At 40.6% G+C, this 16,480-nt stretch carries 13 protein-coding genes and 4 pseudogenes; 6 read left to right on the top strand and 11 right to left on the bottom strand.

Annotated features, from left to right (window positions below):
- Positions 1 to 4: 4 nt before the first annotated feature.
- The 5 genes and pseudogenes from NSTCB13_RS09435 to NSTCB13_RS09415 all read right to left on the bottom strand — a co-directional run bounded on the left by NSTCB13_RS09435 (position 5) and on the right by NSTCB13_RS09415 (position 5,898).
- Entirely contained in the window at positions 5 to 1,720 is a 1,716-nt protein-coding gene (locus NSTCB13_RS09435) for a methyltransferase domain-containing protein (RefSeq protein ID WP_448272107.1), read from the bottom strand.
- 35 nt (positions 1,721 to 1,755) lie between these two features.
- Positions 1,756 to 2,265 (bottom strand): acyltransferase, encoded by a 510-nt coding sequence (locus NSTCB13_RS09430; RefSeq protein WP_448272106.1) that lies wholly within the window; start codon positions 2,263 to 2,265, stop codon positions 1,756 to 1,758.
- Positions 2,253 to 3,605, bottom strand: coding sequence for an ABC transporter ATP-binding protein (locus tag NSTCB13_RS09425; RefSeq protein WP_445629334.1), 1,353 nt, complete (start codon positions 3,603 to 3,605; stop codon positions 2,253 to 2,255). Before NSTCB13_RS09425 ends, NSTCB13_RS09430 begins: the two co-directional genes overlap by 13 nt.
- 172 nt (positions 3,606 to 3,777) lie before the next feature.
- Positions 3,778 to 4,628 (bottom strand): annotated as a pseudogene (locus tag NSTCB13_RS09420) (ABC transporter permease).
- A gap of 365 nt (positions 4,629 to 4,993) precedes the next feature.
- Positions 4,994 to 5,898: pseudogene (locus NSTCB13_RS09415) on the bottom strand (Uma2 family endonuclease).
- A gap of 231 nt (positions 5,899 to 6,129) precedes the next feature.
- On the opposite strand from NSTCB13_RS09415, the gene petP reads away from it, so the two are divergent.
- From petP to NSTCB13_RS09395, 4 genes and pseudogenes are all read left to right on the top strand, one after another.
- Positions 6,130 to 6,321 (top strand): cytochrome b6f subunit PetP, encoded by a 192-nt coding sequence (petP, locus tag NSTCB13_RS09410; protein WP_448269453.1) that lies wholly within the window; start codon positions 6,130 to 6,132, stop codon positions 6,319 to 6,321.
- 120 nt (positions 6,322 to 6,441) lie between these two features.
- Positions 6,442 to 7,542: a Get3/ArsA fold putative tail anchor-mediating ATPase NosAFP gene (locus NSTCB13_RS09405; RefSeq protein ID WP_448272104.1), complete on the top strand. Its 1,101-nt coding sequence runs from the start codon at positions 6,442 to 6,444 to the stop codon at positions 7,540 to 7,542.
- Between the two features lie 258 nt (positions 7,543 to 7,800).
- Positions 7,801 to 8,848 (top strand): annotated as a pseudogene (chlG, locus tag NSTCB13_RS09400) (chlorophyll synthase ChlG).
- A gap of 78 nt (positions 8,849 to 8,926) precedes the next feature.
- Positions 8,927 to 9,214 carry a hypothetical protein gene (locus NSTCB13_RS09395; RefSeq protein ID WP_445629330.1) on the top strand — a complete coding sequence of 96 codons (288 nt, stop codon included), beginning with the start codon at positions 8,927 to 8,929 and terminating at the stop codon, positions 9,212 to 9,214.
- Positions 9,215 to 9,267: 53 nt separating this feature from the next.
- Here NSTCB13_RS09395 and NSTCB13_RS09390 read toward each other — a convergent pair whose 3' ends face one another.
- The 5 genes and pseudogenes from NSTCB13_RS09390 to NSTCB13_RS09370 form a co-directional block, all read right to left on the bottom strand.
- A complete protein-coding gene (locus NSTCB13_RS09390; protein WP_448272103.1) occupies positions 9,268 to 10,224 on the bottom strand; it encodes an MDR/zinc-dependent alcohol dehydrogenase-like family protein in 957 nt (318 codons plus the stop codon).
- Positions 10,225 to 10,319: 95 nt separating this feature from the next.
- Positions 10,320 to 10,892, bottom strand: coding sequence for a hypothetical protein (locus NSTCB13_RS09385; RefSeq protein WP_448272102.1), 573 nt, complete (start codon positions 10,890 to 10,892; stop codon positions 10,320 to 10,322).
- Between the two features lie 225 nt (positions 10,893 to 11,117).
- Positions 11,118 to 11,924, bottom strand: a complete 807-nt coding sequence (locus NSTCB13_RS09380) for an inositol monophosphatase family protein (RefSeq protein ID WP_448272101.1) — start codon at positions 11,922 to 11,924, stop codon at positions 11,118 to 11,120.
- A gap of 189 nt (positions 11,925 to 12,113) precedes the next feature.
- A pseudogene (locus NSTCB13_RS09375) lies at positions 12,114 to 13,548 on the bottom strand (BCD family MFS transporter).
- Positions 13,549 to 13,659: 111 nt separating this feature from the next.
- Complete coding sequence (locus tag NSTCB13_RS09370; RefSeq protein ID WP_448270406.1) at positions 13,660 to 13,731, bottom strand: tetratricopeptide repeat protein; 72 nt, start codon at positions 13,729 to 13,731, stop codon at positions 13,660 to 13,662.
- A gap of 51 nt (positions 13,732 to 13,782) precedes the next feature.
- On the opposite strand from NSTCB13_RS09370, the gene NSTCB13_RS09365 reads away from it, so the two are divergent.
- Positions 13,783 to 14,607, top strand: coding sequence for an Rpn family recombination-promoting nuclease/putative transposase (locus NSTCB13_RS09365; protein WP_448269441.1), 825 nt, complete (start codon positions 13,783 to 13,785; stop codon positions 14,605 to 14,607).
- Between the two features lie 27 nt (positions 14,608 to 14,634).
- On the top strand, positions 14,635 to 14,853 hold the full coding sequence (locus NSTCB13_RS09360; protein WP_448269439.1) for a hypothetical protein: 219 nt from the start codon (positions 14,635 to 14,637) through the stop codon (positions 14,851 to 14,853).
- 236 nt (positions 14,854 to 15,089) lie between these two features.
- Here the strand turns inward: NSTCB13_RS09360 and NSTCB13_RS09355 are convergent, their stop codons facing one another.
- Positions 15,090 to 16,376 carry a PP2C family serine/threonine-protein phosphatase gene (locus NSTCB13_RS09355; protein WP_448272100.1) on the bottom strand — a complete coding sequence of 429 codons (1,287 nt, stop codon included), beginning with the start codon at positions 16,374 to 16,376 and terminating at the stop codon, positions 15,090 to 15,092.
- Positions 16,377 to 16,480 lie beyond the last annotated feature (104 nt).

Raw genomic sequence — 16,480 nt, 5'->3', positions numbered from 1 at the left:
GAGCCTATAATTTGTATCCTACAACTGCATAATCTTGTGCTCCATAGAAGTAGTCATTAAATCGTTCAGCTACCTCAGAACCACTGACTTTATAACTTTCTGGATAAGGATGAAGATCCATGACTTTTACTTGGTGTAGACCTTGGGTTTCAAGAATAAATTTAATCATAGAGCTTGGCAAGGGATTATGATGAGTTGGATCAAAATAAAAATTACAGCTACCAACTAAGACATTTTGAGGGTTAGGTGTTTCAAAAATGGCTAATCCACCAGGCTTAAGTACCCTGACTACTTCACTGAAAAATTTCATTAACTTTGTAAAAGTTAGATGCTCAATAATATGAAAACCAGTGATCATTCCTAAGCTACTATCTGGTAAAGATTGCACATAAACCATTAAATCTGCTTCTATCACCTCAAATCCCCTTGAGCGGGATTGTTCTACCATTACTTTGTTGATATCCAGACCTTTGGCTGTATATCCAGACTTTTGTAGTAACTCCAGCCATTCACCACGTCCACAACCTACATCTAAAATTGGAGATTCAGGTGTGCCTATATTTGCTTGCTCAATCAATGGCAAATAAATTTTTAATCTGTCTAAAATTTCTTCTCTACTACCTCGAAATTGCTCTTCAAATGCAACATAAAAAGCATCTAAAAAGTGCATATCTTCATGGAGAAGTGTTTGCAATTGCTTTTGACTAAAAGGTTCTGGTAAACGCTTTCTTGCCTCTTCCAAAAATACCGTTATTAAACGTTTTTGCTGCATTAAGTCATTTTTGAGGTAACTATCGTTTTTGATATAACGCTCATTTATTTCTTGAAGATGAGTATTTGCTGTAATTAAACGGTTATCTGTTGTAATTAAATGCTCACCCATTTTTTCAATACGAGTATCTACAATATTTTTATGTTCATCTATTTCTTGTAGTAGACTATTCAAATTATCCAAACGTTCTTGAATGCCAGTTAGCCAGTTGGTAATTAAAGTATGAATAGCATTTATGCTGTCATCTATTCTTTGGATACTGTTATCCAGAGTAACTAAGCGCTCGTCCACCCCTTGAAAGCGATTCTCTACAGCAATCAAGCGCCTATTTAGTTGTTGGATGCTGTTATCCAGAGTAACTAAACGCTCATCCAATCCTGGAAAACGATTATCCATAGCAATCAGGCGCTCATCTAGCCCTTGGATGCTGTTATCCATAGCAATCAGGCGCTCATCTAGCCCTTGGATGTTTTTATTCATAGCAACTAGGCGTTCATCTAGCCCTTGGATGCTGTTATCCATAGCAATCAGGCGCTCATCTAGCCCTTGGATGTTGTTATCCACTTGGGTTTTTAAAGTCGCAATGTGTTCCACTAGCTGGTGATTAAGTGCTACAGATTCTTTTAGAGAATTAATTATACTAAAATTGATTTCTCGTTGATCTTTAAAGAGAAAGTTCATGATTTTTAGAATAATTTTTTGCAACTTACCACTTAAATTGAAAGGAAAAAGATTAAGTTTATCTGGCCACTTTGTACGGGCAATTGAGCGAGATTCTGCATTTTCAATAAAACTTTCAATATAACTAATACTTAACTTCAGTTTCGATATGTCTAGATTAGATTGTAAACTCGCTAAGTGAGAGTTAACTTGGCTTTTTCCCACCTGCTCAACAATTTTTTGTATTAATTCATCAATCTTGATTTCCGGATCGTTAGATTCAATCATTTTTTATATTTTTAAGTAATATCTAAATTTCCCTTTTACGGGATTATCTGTTTGACGATTTTTGCTGGAATCCCTGCTACAACATGATAACTAGGAACATCGCATTTAACAACAGCACCTGCCGCTACAACAGAATTCTTGCCAATTTTGCAGGGGCCAATTATAGTGGCATTACTTGCGATCCAAGCCCCTTCTTCAACTACAATATCATTTCCTTCTGTTGGAAAATTGTTCATCCTCTCTAGTCCAAACTTTTTATAGTCGTGAGTTCCAGTTATTACACTAACATTGTGCCCAAAAAAAACATATTCTCCGATTACTATATTTCCCGAAGATAAGTTAAATAATGCATTATTTACAACGCATGTATTTGACAATTTTAGTCTTTGAGGTTCGCCAAAAACCAAGTATTCTTTTAAGCTTACATCTTTGATGCGCCGATCAAAATAGCCTTGGGTTAAAGATTGCTTGAGGTAAATATCAAAATATAATTTAATCCAGCTTTCGAGCTTAGATTTAAAATAATTTTTAACTATTGTGTACATAGCGATTCCTCATAGAGTCCGATCTTTCTGCCAGATACTTGAAAGACTCCTTCTACCAAATCATTTACTGCTGCTTGTATAACTATGGCATTCTGAATCCAGTCCAGCATTTCTAAATTTTCGTGTGTTCCATCTCCAAATGCTATATCTAAGGCATAATTACCACCAGCTAAGTGAGGCCAAATAAACTCAAAATCAACTGTTGCTCTTCCTATTTCTGATTTAGATAGCCAGTAGTTAGCAAAATTTTTATCTAAGAGTTCTGTACTCCATCCTGATAAAACAGTTCTCAATCTATCCAGTAGCGCTATGCCAACATTTGGCTTTCTAACTTTATCGTGTCTGAATGTAGTGATTCTAATTTTTAATACATCTCCTGGATAAACCAACTCAATAGGTTTACCCTGACTATCTAACACAGAAATATGCTCAATTTCTGCACGTCCTGTACCAAATCGTTCAAATCCATAAAAAGCCATATATGGCTTTTTAGTAAAAGGATTTGATTCTTTTATAGTGATTTTAGTCAAATCAATTTCTTCTTCATTAGCACGAATATTCTCATTCTTATTTGAATCCAAATTTATGCTAGTTCTTTTATTGACTTCTTCATGCACCCATGCTTGATAGTGTTTACATACTTCAGCAGGTTGTCCAGTATCTACAATAATTCCTTGATTAATCCAGATAGCTTTAGAGCAAAGACGTGATACAGATCCTACATCATGGGAGACAAATAAGATTGTTCCTCCGGAATCTTGAAAATCTATAATTTTTGCCATACAACGATGGACAAAAATACCATCACCTACTGCTAAAGATTCATCTACAATTAAAATTTCTGGGTTAACGTTAATTGCTACTGAAAATGCTAAACGAACAAACATACCGCTAGAGTATGTTTTGACTGGTTGTTCCATGAAATCGCCAATTTCAGCAAAGGAAGCAATTTTGTCAAACTTTGCTTCTATTTCTGCTCGATTTAATCCTAAAATCTGTCCATTAAAAAATACATTTTGTCTGCCTGTAAATTCAGGATTAAATCCGCTACCTAGTTCTAGTAAAGCTGAAACTCTGCCGTGAACGGATACCTCTCCTATGGTTGGTGTCAAGGTTCCAGCAATAATTTGTAGCAATGTACTTTTACCAGAACCATTTTGACCAATAATTCCTAGTGTCTCTCCTTTATTAATTTCCAAGTTAATATTATTTAATGCCCAAAACTCTTGAGCGTGGCTCTTACCAGGTAGTAAAATTTCTTTGAGTCTATCTACCGGACGAGCATAGCGCTTATAGCTCTTTGAGATATTCTTCAGGGAAATTGCAATCTCCTCACCCATAATACCGCATACTTAAACTACTAAAGAATTTTACACGCTACAACTTTATCAATTAAAAAATATTTACGTAATTAAAATTTTGGCTTTTTATTGAATCAGGTTGCTATCTATTCACTATATAGGTAACATTAGCATTTGCGTGTTTTAAAAGCGCTTTAATAATGAAAGCTGCCTATAAAACATCTGCAAAGGCTGGACGCAAATGCTTGTACACTGTAAAACCACAACAAAATATAATTGTTGCGATCGCACCAGCAACTCCCCATTCACCCCAATGCTTCACCTCTCCAATTAAAACAATGTCGCGATAAACTTCTGCGATCGCTGCCATTGGATTTAACCAGAATATCAAACTCCGCCATTCCTCTGGAATTGCTGATACTGGATAGACAAGCGGTGTTATATAAAACCAAATATTTAAAATTACTCCTAAAGTCTGCGGGATATCTCGCAAAAATACAGTTAGTCCCCGGCTGTTAAATAGCCAAACCCTGCTGTTAGCAATAGCTGTGTTAACCAGATCAAGGGTAATAGCGCCAAGCTAGTATGTAAAGTATGAGCATTGATCGCCACAAAAAAAATCAATGCCATTAAACCAAAGGAACTCTCAATGAATGTTGACAAAATTGGCACTAGGGGTAATAAAGCTAAAGGAAATACCACCTTCTTGACCAAATTCGGTTGTCCTAGTACCGAATTTGCGGACTGCATTAAACCACCAGTAAAAGCAATCCAAGGAAGTAACCCTGCAAATAACCACAAACCAAAGGTGAAATCATTTGCTGGTAAACCTTTGAGTGTAGTCAGCTTCACCTTCAGTACGGTAGAAAACACATAAGTATAAATCAGTAATTGTGATAACTGATTTAGTAAAGGCCACAAGTTACCCAAAACAGAACCTTTGTAACGCGCCTCTAAATCCCGGCGTACTAGAGTTCTTAGTAAGTCGAACTTTACCCACAACTGTTCATCTATGGGTAAGATGCGCCTCCATCTCCCTACCTTACGTACAACTCCCCGCATTGTCGGCAACAATTTCTGCTTCCTCGCTTACTATTCACTATCCGCTCACCTAATTACTCTCACTGAAGCCTATTATATTTATGAAAGTTCCTTTTACAGGGACACATAAAAAATATCCAACAACTTCTTGTGAGATGCGTGTCTCACCCACCTTTAGCTAGCCGTGGGCAGGATGCCCACCTCATATTGGATAATTTATTTGTTGGAAATCTCTTCAGTGCTTTTAAAATATATCATCACAAGAAAATTGTATCCAAATTATCTTGGCGATTATACAATAAATAAAATATAGTCAATTGTATTTTTACCACAAATATAACGTCTGTTTGTCAGGCTCATTCTTTGTTAAAGATGCGAGTTTTTGCTTAACTCAAGGTATCTGGATCGATTCCTTGCGATCGCAAATACTCTGCTAATCGCTCAGCCCGTTGATGTTCCTGTTCAGCCCGTTGATGTTCCTGTTCAGCCCGTTGGCGTTCCTGTTCAGCCCGTTGATGTTCCTGTTCAGCCCGTTGGCGTTCCTGTTCAGCCCGTTGATGTTCCTGTTCAGCCCGTTGGCGTTCCTGTTCAGCCCGTTGGCGTTCCTTTTCAGCCCGTTGGCGTTCCTGTTCAGCTTGTTCTTTTCGAGTCGGCATCCAACCCGCAGAATTATACCAACGCAGCCACAAACCTGTTGTCTGCTGATAACTACCTTGCCAAAGACCTAATCCTAGCTCTAACTCTTCTAACCATAAGCGGTTCTCTGGTAAAGATATTGCTTCGTAACGAGTGCCATTGAGCTTAAAGGCACGTAAATTATTTTCATAGCGATCGTAGATAACGTAGTAGGGAACCCGTAAAATCTGTTCATATACTTCCCACTTCGTTGGGGGGGTCGGTTTACTTCCCGAAGTGTTTTTCCTAAGTCTTCTTGTTCTGTACCAGGTGAAAGTAATTCAACTACTAAAAATGGATCGATTCCTTCTTGCCAAATAACGTAACTTAAACGCAGGTCTTGCTGTTGGCTAGCACTAGGTAATCCTAAAACCATGTACCAATCAGGACGCTTGTACCACAAAGGATGGCGAGGATCGTAGTAAAGATTTAAGTCGCTGACAAGTAAAATTTCCTCAGATGGATAAGCAAGAGGCTGACAAGTTTCACTGAGCAAATCTGCCTGAATCCGGTGAAATTCATCTGGCAAACCTGATTCCCCTACTAATTCACTGGGTAAATCATACATCGTAGGCATTGTTTCTTGTGGCGGACGAGGTGGATCTGTTTGATACATAACTACTACCTTGGTTGCTGAACTCAAGTTATCTGGATGAACCTCTAACGATCGCAAATGTTCCACTACCACTAATCCTTGCGATCGCATCTGTTGTTAATTTTAAATTCTTAGGTCAGAAGTTAGGAGTTACGATTCTCTCCCTCACTCCCTCATCTCCCCTGAATTTGTGAGAGCAGAGTCACGGATTCCGCTACACTGAGACTTGGTTTATCTGAATTGTAATCAGGCATGGAAATCGGACAAAAGGTTAAAGTCTTTCGTTTACGCGATCGCGTTTCTGCCCCAGTTGTAAAAAAACTCGGACAAGTGGGTATCATCCAAGGCTACAAAGTCACTGATGGTCGTGGAATCGGTGTAGTGGTGCTGTTTGAAGACAATACTTCCACTTGGTTTTTTGAAGATGAAATCAAACCTGTGTAGTAGTAAAAAACTCAGATCCGGGTTTTTCTTTGACTCTGAAGTTGAAAGCACAGGTTGAGAGTCTATGTTGAGTGCTAAGTTGGAGTTGAAAAGATCGGCGGTGAAAATAGGAATCAACTAATGGCTCTAATATTGACATTTTTGGGCAAAGGCGGCACCGCTCGTACCAAAATTGCGATCGCCGCCGCCAAATTATTGGCAAGTCAAGGCAAGCGCGTACTTCTAGCAGGACAAGCAGAACCAACATTGTCAATCCTGTTGGGTACTCCCATTGCTGCCGAACCTCAAGAAATTTCTCCCAAATTACAGGCGGTACAGTTTCAAGCATCTGTACTGCTTGAGCGTAACTGGGACGAAGTGAAGAAACTTGAGGCGCAATATCTCCGCACGCCCATCTTCAAAGACGTTTTTGGTCAAGAACTGGTAGTCTTGCCGGGGATGGACAACGCCCTAGCACTGAACGCTATTCGCGAATATGATGCTAGTGGCAAATATGATGCGATTGTCTACGATGGCACGGGCGACTCTTTAACGCTGCGAACGTTGGGTTTGCCAGAATCTCTGAGTTGGTATGTCCGGCGATTTCGGCAATTATTTGTCAACTCCGATTTGGGGAAGACGATTACTGAATCGCCCTTAATTCAACCGCTGATTAGCAGTTTTTTCAATATTAACTGGACAGCCGATAACTTTGCAGGGCCCACTAACCAAGTCAATAATTTCTTAGAAAAGGGGAGAGCCGCTCTGGCCGATCCCAAGCGTCTAGCTGCTTTCTTAGTGACTACAGGAGATCCGATTGAGGTAGCAAATGCTCGTTATTTATGGGGTAGCGCTCAACAAATTGGTTTAACTGTCGGTGGTGTTCTGCTTGTGTCTCCTAAGACAAACGTCAATCTGTCAGAGGAATTTATACCCTTACCTGTGAGCGTTGTTCCCGACTCGCCCACGGGTGACTGGCAACCACTGATAGAGGCTCTACCCAACTTTGAAGCACAAGCTTTACAGGCTCCCAAACCTATTGAAATAGACATCCACAATCGTCAAGTACGCTTATTCTTGCCAGGATTTGACAAAAAGCAAGTCAAGCTCACCCAATATGGGCCAGAAGTGACTGTAGAAGCAGGAGATCAACGACGCAATATTCCCTTACCCCCAGCCCTGAGTGGCAGACCGGTTGCTGGAGCAAAGTTTCAGAATCATTATTTGATAATTTCGTTTTAAGTTAGGAACAAAGTTAGGAGTTAAGAATGAGGAGTTAGAAATAAGAGCTGATTCGTAAAGAAAATCTGAAGGATACTCAACTCGTTACTAGGTCTGAGTTTCAGCGAATAAGTATTTTTTTGACTCAAATTCCTGAAATCCTTGCAAGACAAGTACTTTACTTGAGTTTACAAATTAGCTCTAAGAATAATAATTTATAACTTCTAACTCCTAACTAGCAATTCATAACTTCTAACTTCTAACTCATTAATAAACCTTATGTCAGAATCAACTCCCATTCCCCCAGACCCCTAACCCATCTGAAGCAATAGACTCAGTGGCAAATAATTTCAATGAGCAAGCGCTCACATCTGCCGATCGCAGTGCGAAAACTAGGCAGATGTTGGGGATGAAAGGTGCAGCGTCTGGGGAAACTTCGATTTGGAAAATTCGTTTACAGCTCATGAAGCCCATCACCTGGATTCCCCTAATTTGGGGTGTAGTCTGTGGTGCGGCTTCTTCTGGTAACTATACTTGGACGCTGGAAAATGTGTTAAAGGTAGCAGCCTGTATGTTATTGGCTGGGCCATTGATGACAGGTTACACCCAAATCCTTAATGATTACTACGATCGCGAAATCGATGCCATCAATGAACCTTATCGCCCGATTCCCTCTGGAGCAATTCCCTTACCCCAGGTAATTATTCAGATTTGGGTATTACTGATTGCTGGCTATGGTTTGGCATTTGCGCTCGATGTGTGGTCTGGTCATGAATTCCCGACAATTACAGCGATCGCGATTATCGGTTCTTTCATCGCTTATATTTATTCTGCGCCTCCCCTGAAACTCAAGCAAAACGGCTGGTTAGGTAGCTACGCCTTGGGTGCAAGCTACATTACTCTACCTTGGTCTACAGGACACGCTTTATTTGGCGAACTCAATTCCACAATTGTGATCTTGACAATGTTCTACAGCTTGGCTGGATTGGGTATTGCCATTGTCAATGACTTCAAGAGTGTAGAAGGCGATCGCCAGCTAGGATTAAATTCACTACCCGTAATGTTTGGCATCACCACTGCGGCATGGATTTGTGTAGCGACAATTGATATATTTCAAGGATTGATTGCAGCTTATCTCGTTAGCATCCACGAAAATTTGTATGCAGCAATACTAGTACTGTTAATCATTCCGCAAATCACCTTGCAGGATATGTATTTCCTGCGCGACCCTGTAAAGAACGATGTTAAGTACCAAGCCAGCGCTCAACCGTTTCTTGTTTTGGGAATGCTGGTAACAGGTTTAGCGCTGGGTCATGCTGGTATTTAATATACTTCACAGTAGAGTTATGAATTAGGAGTTAGGAGTTAATATACTTCTAGCTGCTAATTTATATCAGGAAATGCTGTGTTAGAACTGATATCTTTTCTCATTCATGGGATTCAACCTTTGTTAGTCCCGATTTGTTTTGTCGTTGCTTGGACTGTAACTGTTCTCGTTGTTTTGAGTCTGTGGACGGCGGCGCGAGATAGCGTGGCTACAGCCAAGCAAATGCATCAAATCCCCTGTACTGGTTGCCAATTCTTTACCGACAATTACCGTCTTAAATGTACTGTACGCCCATCTATTGCCAATACAGAAGAAGCAATCAATTGTTTGGACTATCAACCGAAAACAAATCCTTATCTCTATTAAGGCGATGAGAGAGAATAACTCCTAACTCCTAACCCCTAACTTCTAACTCCTAACTATTGCCCAATTTCTAACAATATCTTTAAAACACCCCGACTCTGAGCGCGTTCAAAAGCTGCAAGCCCTTCAATAAGAGGATAGGTGGCGTGAATCAGGGGTTGTACGTCAACTTGTCCTGTGGCTAGCAGCTGGAGGGCTGGTGTAAAGGGGCCACAACGGGAGCCGATGAGGGTAATTTCATCTACTACTAAGGAAGAAACATCTAGGCTAAGGTTGCCAGCATAAGTACTTTTGAGTACAAGCGTACCACGGGGACGGAGGGCGCGGCGGGCGATCGCAAATCCTTCTGGATTGCCTGTGCATTCTACTGAGATATCGAAATATCCATCTGTAATATCATCAGCTAGACTCGTTTTTATTCCCCGTGCTTCTAAGTTAGCCAGTTTTTCTCGATGACGCCCCACAGCTACGAGTTCACAGCCAGTTAGAGCTAGTGTCTGAGCTACTAATTGCCCTAGTTTGCCATCTCCAACTACTAGCACCCGATGGTTTGGATGCAATGGCACTTGCTGCTGAATTTCCAAAGCTGCTGCTACAGGTTCAGTAAAAGTTGCTACTTCTGTTGGCACATTATCGGGTACTAAATGCAGGTTTTCCACCGGCAAACAAAGATATTCACTAAAGGCACCGTTGCGGTTGACAATACCCAAAACTGTACGATTTTCGCAATGAGTTGGTTGTCCGCTACGACAAAACCGACAATGCCCACATACAGCATTGATTTCTCCAACTACGCGTTGGTTAACTAAGTGTTCTGGCCCTTGTTCGACAATGCCGACAAATTCATGCCCTAAAATCCCAGTGTAGGGATAGTAGCCTCTAAGTAGTTCCAGATCGGTGTTACAAATACCTGCACGCAAGACGCGTACTAAGGCTTCTCCCTGTGGCGGCTCAGGAACCGGAATATCTGTGCGTAATTGCAACTGCTTATTTTCGAGCCAAAGTCCTTTCATTTCTCTTCACGTCCTTTGCCTAATTATGTTGTCAATATCACTTTGAAAAATGTTTGCCAATATAGGGGCATACATCCGTAACCCCATACCCACACCTATGTCTCTGTAGAAGGTATTTCTTTAATTTTGGTTACATCAACTTTGCTTAACCAAGTAACTAAATCGTCTGAGCCAAGTGCAATCTCACTTCCCAAGGTTTTGATATAGAGATGTCCGTCACTGATAATTAAATCTCTAATTGGGTACCATGAATCTCGCGTTCTAATCAGAAGTTCTAACGAAATCCCTAGTCTTGAACTATGCTTGCAATATTTCCACCAGGCTCGCCATAGAATTACACATTTAGTACAATTCATCTGATAGCCTTTGGGAACTTCGCAGTATTGATACTGATAGAAACCCCGACTATCTACTTCTCCTTTCAGGATATAACTATATTCTGCTAATGCCTGATTTATCAATTCCCACTGGGTTGATTTTGGAGAAATCGAGAATTCAGATCGGGTGTTAGATAGTTGAGCAGTGGCAATTACGCCTTCAGATTTTGCTGTCAGTTGGTTGATTTTATATACTGTTTGCGCTGTCAAAACAGGATTTGCCAACAAAACGTCTTTTTTCTGAATAGAGTTTTCTACAAACTCTCGAATTAAATCTAGATTAGACAACATAAAATTTTTATACTAAATTAACCAGTGTGATGAAAGCCACAACACTACTTGAATTAATAACTACACTGGTCTGGCGCTGAAATCGGGATTATTACCAGCTTTATTTATACTCAATTCTTTGTTTAACTAGGGTTTTGTGAAGTTTAATATCGGTTATGCTATTTTCCACTAGGCTGGTTAACAAGATCGCTGTTTCCAGTTTAACGAGCTGCAAATTAATGCAAATTAAATTTTTACGGCTTCGAGAAAAGGTTGAAATACCGGAATTAATTCGGGACGACTAACCACAAGGGTGGGAAAAGAGCGATCGCTATAATCTTCTCCCGGTAACAATGGAAACGGCTCTGACTTCAGCGAAGCCCAAACTCCACCAGCAGCTTGGACAATTACCCAAGCCCCCGCTAAGTCCCAAACTTTTGGTGTCGCCTCAATCCCACCGAGAGTAGCCCCAGTAGCAACTGTCAAAAAGTTATAGCTAGCTACACCCAACATCCGAATTTTGCAGGGAAAGCCGTTTTTGATAACTGCGGTGCTGCGGGAACAAAGGTTAAAAAAGTGATTGTTGCTAGGACTATCTATACTAATGTGGATGGGATGGTGGTTGAGAAATGCTCCTGTTGGAGTTGCTAAACCAGATGAACCTGACCAGAAACCATGAAAAGCTTGATTCAAGGTTGGTGCGTAAATATAACCAAAAATGGGTGTACCTCGATACAGTAAACCCAGAGATATTGTCCAGATAGGAATACCGCGTGTAAAGTTGGTTGTACCGTCTAGAGGGTCAATTACCCAGCACCACTCAGTATCGGGAAATGAGCGATCGCTCTCTTCGCTCAAAATGCCGTAGCCAAAGAAACTAGAAGCGATCGCATCCCGAATTTCCCGATCTGCCCATTTATCGGCTTGCGTCACCAGGCTACCATCAGCTTTTTGGTCAGCCTGTACTTGCCCAAAATCTTGCATTAGCTGTTTGCCCACTCTGGTAGTGGTGGTTTGGGCAAAATCAAGAATTGTTGTCCAAAAATCATTCATTGGTTAATTGTCATTTGTCATTTGTCATTTGTCATTTGTCACTTGTACTGAGCGTATCGCTCTCATGGAAAGCTCCGCTAACGCATAGCGTCTCGTAGAGAAGCCGAAATATTGGTCATTTGTCCCATGCCCAATGCCCCATGCCCCATGCCCCATGCCCCATGCCCCATGCCCCATGCCCTATACAGTTTAGTCTAAATCGCTTTCTAAAACTGAAGCGATCGCTTGCTTGGTACTTGTTTGAAATTCTGTGATGTTCACCCGATTCAGAAACCAAATCGACAGCACCATTCCCACGGCTTCTAGAACGAATACCAGTCCATAAGCTAACTCTGCACTAGGTAACAGCTTGCGTCCAATATCCAAAACTGTACCTCCTATTACCACGGCGATTCCTCTAGAGATGGACTGCGCTAATCCCCATGCCCCAATAAACGTACCTGCGGCTTCTGCTGCTGTCAGATCCAACATCAAGCTAATTGCGGCTGTAGTTAAGAAACCTGTGGCTAAACCGAACAAGATCAAACTTAGTTTAAGAACTGCTGCATTAGCTGTGAATCCTGAGATACCTAGCAATATTGCACAGAATGCTACTAACATACAGCCAAAACGTGCAGTTCTGCGTTTACCCAAACGCGGGATAATATAAAAGCCCGTAACGCCGTAAGCAATCAATAGACCCTGTTCCATAAAAAATATTTAATTTGGTACTTTCCGCTAGGGGCATTTTAAACACTTGACCCGCATAAGGTTCCAAAATCGGGTCTTGCATAAACAAACTGATAGTCATCACCAATAAAAAGGTGAAGAATATACCTGTTTGTGGGCTAGCTGTCAAGATTTTCCAAGCGTTGCCTAGAGTAATGCTATCTTCTCGGTTCACCAGTGTGGAACGGGTTGAGTATTGAGAGTATTTTTTTTCTACGCCGAATGTGGCGGCGATCGCTAAACCAAATACAATTGCTGGGACAATCAAAAACAATCTGTTGATTACTGGCTGCAAGGTTTCTACAGTTGCTTCTGGCGTTAACTGCTTGAGCAAACTAGCACTAATAATTGCGCCAACAATAATCCCCACCATTAGCATCGACCAAACCACACCGACTACTTTAGAACGGTTATCTTCTTCAGATATATCCACCAACAAAGCAGCAAAGGCAGTACCGCTAGCACAAATTCCTAGACCGTATACAGCGAAAACTAAAGCCAAAAGAGCTGTCCAGCCGATTGTTTGGGTTGTCCATACCCAAGCACCTGCACTATTTCCAGCAAGATTCATCTGCCACATTACTTGTACAGCTAAAAATGCTGCGATCGCAAATATTGCCGCGCCCACCCAAACATAAGCTGTGCGGTGGTTTCCCCATAACGGCTTGGCATCGGAAATCTGGCCAAACCACACACGGGAAGGAGCAACAAATAAAGGCAGTGCTAGAACCACTGAGACTAGCGTAGCCGGAATTGCTATTTCTTGAATCATGACTCTGTTGAGTACCCCCAGAGTCAAAATGGACATCATGCTCAACCCCATTTGAAATAAACCCAGCCGGAACATAGTCAGCAGGTTTACCCTTGGCACAGATAGGGATTTTGTTTTGGTATCAAATACTTCACCGCTTGCCATAGCTACTTTTTCGTATACTTTATAGGATTTAATCTCTCTCTTTAAATAAAGATAAACCCTACCCACTCCAAATCAGCGAACGAAAAGTTGAAGTTGCGATTTGGCAAGCGATTATACACCTCGATTAGCGTAGGCTTCAGCCAAGTTAGGATTGATTTTTAGTGCTTGGTCGTAATGTGCGATGTCTAAGACGGGCTACGCCTACGGATAATAAGAGAATTTTAGGATGAAATAGTGAAACGAGACTCCATTTACTATCAAATTTTTAAGCGCTTTCCTGGGTTACTCTTTGAACTGATTGATGTCCCTCCTCCTCAAGCACAAAACTATCGATTTGAATCACTTGAAGTCAAAGAAACGGCTTTCCGCATCGATGGTGTTTTTTTACCTCCAGAGGATGCAACATCCAGAGTTATCTTTTTTGCTGAGGTTCAATTCCAAAGAGATGAAGCTCTTTACCATCGGTTCTTTACCGAGTCGCTGATGTACCTGAACCGGAATCGTTTTCAGTACGATGACTGGTTCTGTGTGGTAATTTTTTCATCACGCTCTTTGGAACCAAGCGATCAAAGAACTCATCGAATATTTCTCAACAGCGACCAAGTGCAGCGAATCTATTTAGATGAGTTAGGCGCGACTAATCAGCAGCCAATAGGTATCAACTTGATGCAGTTGACTCTAGCATCGGATGAAGTGATGGCAGAGCAAGCAAAGCAATTAATTGAGCGGGTAAAATTAGAGGAAACGGACACACTGCCGCAAAACGAAATACTAGACATCATCACTACAATCGCCGTTTATAAGTTTTCGACCTTGAGTAGAGAGGAAGTTGAAGCTATGCTGGGATTGACTTTGGAGCAAACAAGGGTTTATCAGGAAGCGAAAGCCGAGGGTCGAGAAGAGGGTCGAGAAGAAGGTCGAGAAGAAGGTCGAGAAGAACGGGAAGCTGAAATGTTGAAACTTACCGTCCCTCTGTTACTAAAAACAGGGATGAGTGTGGAACAGATTGCTCAACATCTCAATGTTGATATAGAAGCTGTCCAGATCGCTGCACAGTAAACCACATAGAATGAGTAAGTTAAAGCTATGCTGGGATTGACTTTGGAGCAAACAAGAGTTTATCAAGAAGCGAAAGCCGAGGGTCGAGAAGAAGGTCGAAAAGAAGGTCGAGAAGAACGGAAAACTGAAATGTTGAAACTTACCGTCCCTCTGTTACTAAAAACAGGGATGAGTATGGAGCAGATTGCTCAACACCTCAATGTTGATATAGAAGATGTTCAGCTTGCCGCACAGCAAAATACATAGAATGGGCATTCTATGTCTGTTGTCATATTTTGGCAAAATGAGGAGAGTTTAATAAGAATCCTCAATTGTCCTTTTATGGTTTTCAGAGCGATCGCACCAAAATGTGACAGATTAAGATGCTCATGACTTCATCGGAGTTGGGACTTGGTAGCAAGGGACTCTAGCTCCTCTATACTTTCCCTAAAAACGCCCTAAAACCTGAAGCATAATTATAGATAGTACTTTTGGGTTTCGAGTTACAGCAAAGATGACAAAATCGCAATACCCTTATCATCACCAGTTGTTCTTTGCCAAATCTCTTTATTACTCAAAAATTGATTGAGATCAGTTTGGGTAAACTCCCTAGTACGGATACCCTGAAAAAATTTACTCAAAGCTCCTGATATTTTTAACCCATCGTTACTAACAAGCTTTTCCCCAGCACCATCTGTAAAAGCAGCTATCCCTGTAACATTCTGAACATCAATAAAGCCATAGTGAATATCCTTATCGGTCAGATGTTCAGTCAAAAAAGTAGTTTGATTTGCAAAATCACCTTTACCTAAAGACCCAAGCAATTCCAGATTTTCTCCTTTTTCAACGACTATAAAACCATCACCAACTTTCAGCCAGAATAATTTATTTATACCAATTATTGTTATTAACAATGTACATCTAAACAAATCAAATGATTCTTGTCTCTCCTCTGACAACTCCTTAAGGATTTCAATGGCATATTTTATAACACGATAAGCATATTTTTTTTCAATCTCTCTGTCTTCTTGTCGATCTTTATCTAATATTTCTTGGTTAATATCTTCTATAGATGCTGTAAAACGATTTAAGTATCTAACTACAGCACTGGAGCCAAAATGAGACAATCTTGCGCTTCCAGCACCATCTGCGACAAAAATAGCAGGTCTTGGAATCAATACAGATAATGCTGAATCTTGGCAGGGGATAGGAGGATCGACCCGTAAATGCGAACTTCCAACAACAGCATCAAAGACCCTTCGCCATTTCTTCCAAGTTGTCAAATTCTCTTGAATATCTATAAACTCTTCTGAACTAGCTAATGCTTGCGTAATGCTTGCAGGTTCAGATGTTTCTGAAGTAGCTTTTTCAAGCTTAACGTATTCCTGTGTAATAGTTTTCTCTGTTTGCTCACTGACTCCTTGAGGATCTGAATGTTCAGTGCTTAAATCAGGAGAATTTATAAGTTCAGTATCTTCTTGCTCAGGCAAGATAGATGCTTCAGCCGATAAAGATTTAGTTGGAGATGACGTTTTTTTGGTAGATTTTTTTCTACCAGTGCCAGAACCTGTATTTTTTATATCTTTAGCATATTTTATACACTCATCTGGTATGACCTCCTTACCCTCTTTTTTTTGAATTTCCTTCAAACGCTTCATACTTTCTAAGTAGTAGGTAGTAACACCATCTACTGTCGTATTTGTTATTATGTGCTGACGAACTCCGGGAAATCTATTTATAAAGTCATTATATTCTGTTTCTCTAAATAGTATCTTTTGCTCTACTGCCATTAACTCATCTCCATTAACTAAATTCTCCTCATCAACATTCTGAAAACTCTGAGAAAATAACCTAGTCAAGCAAGTCTTTAGATTCTGAAACAATCTGTTGATAA

It is taken from the genome of Nostoc sp. DSM 114160 (assembly GCF_053470305.1).
The sequence above is the reverse complement of the archived record's forward strand: the minus strand, read 5'-3'. Positions and strand labels throughout refer to the sequence as shown.

What these genes read in the sequence shown, in the direction of transcription:
- NSTCB13_RS09435 (WP_448272107.1), bottom strand. Translation starts at nt 1,720, where the DNA reads ATGATTGAATCTAACGATCCGGAAATCAAGATTGATGAATTAATACAA.
- NSTCB13_RS09430 (WP_448272106.1), bottom strand. Translation starts at nt 2,265, where the DNA reads ATGTACACAATAGTTAAAAATTATTTTAAATCTAAGCTCGAAAGCTGG.
- NSTCB13_RS09425 (WP_445629334.1), bottom strand. Translation starts at nt 3,605, where the DNA reads ATGGGTGAGGAGATTGCAATTTCCCTGAAGAATATCTCAAAGAGCTAT.
- petP (WP_448269453.1), top strand. Translation starts at nt 6,130, where the DNA reads ATGGAAATCGGACAAAAGGTTAAAGTCTTTCGTTTACGCGATCGCGTT.
- NSTCB13_RS09405 (WP_448272104.1), top strand. Translation starts at nt 6,442, where the DNA reads ATGGCTCTAATATTGACATTTTTGGGCAAAGGCGGCACCGCTCGTACC.
- NSTCB13_RS09390 (WP_448272103.1), bottom strand. Translation starts at nt 10,224, where the DNA reads ATGAAAGGACTTTGGCTCGAAAATAAGCAGTTGCAATTACGCACAGAT.
- NSTCB13_RS09385 (WP_448272102.1), bottom strand. Translation starts at nt 10,892, where the DNA reads ATGTTGTCTAATCTAGATTTAATTCGAGAGTTTGTAGAAAACTCTATT.
- NSTCB13_RS09380 (WP_448272101.1), bottom strand. Translation starts at nt 11,924, where the DNA reads ATGAATGATTTTTGGACAACAATTCTTGATTTTGCCCAAACCACCACT.
- NSTCB13_RS09360 (WP_448269439.1), top strand. Translation starts at nt 14,635, where the DNA reads ATGCTGGGATTGACTTTGGAGCAAACAAGAGTTTATCAAGAAGCGAAA.
- NSTCB13_RS09355 (WP_448272100.1), bottom strand. Translation starts at nt 16,376, where the DNA reads ATGGCAGTAGAGCAAAAGATACTATTTAGAGAAACAGAATATAATGAC.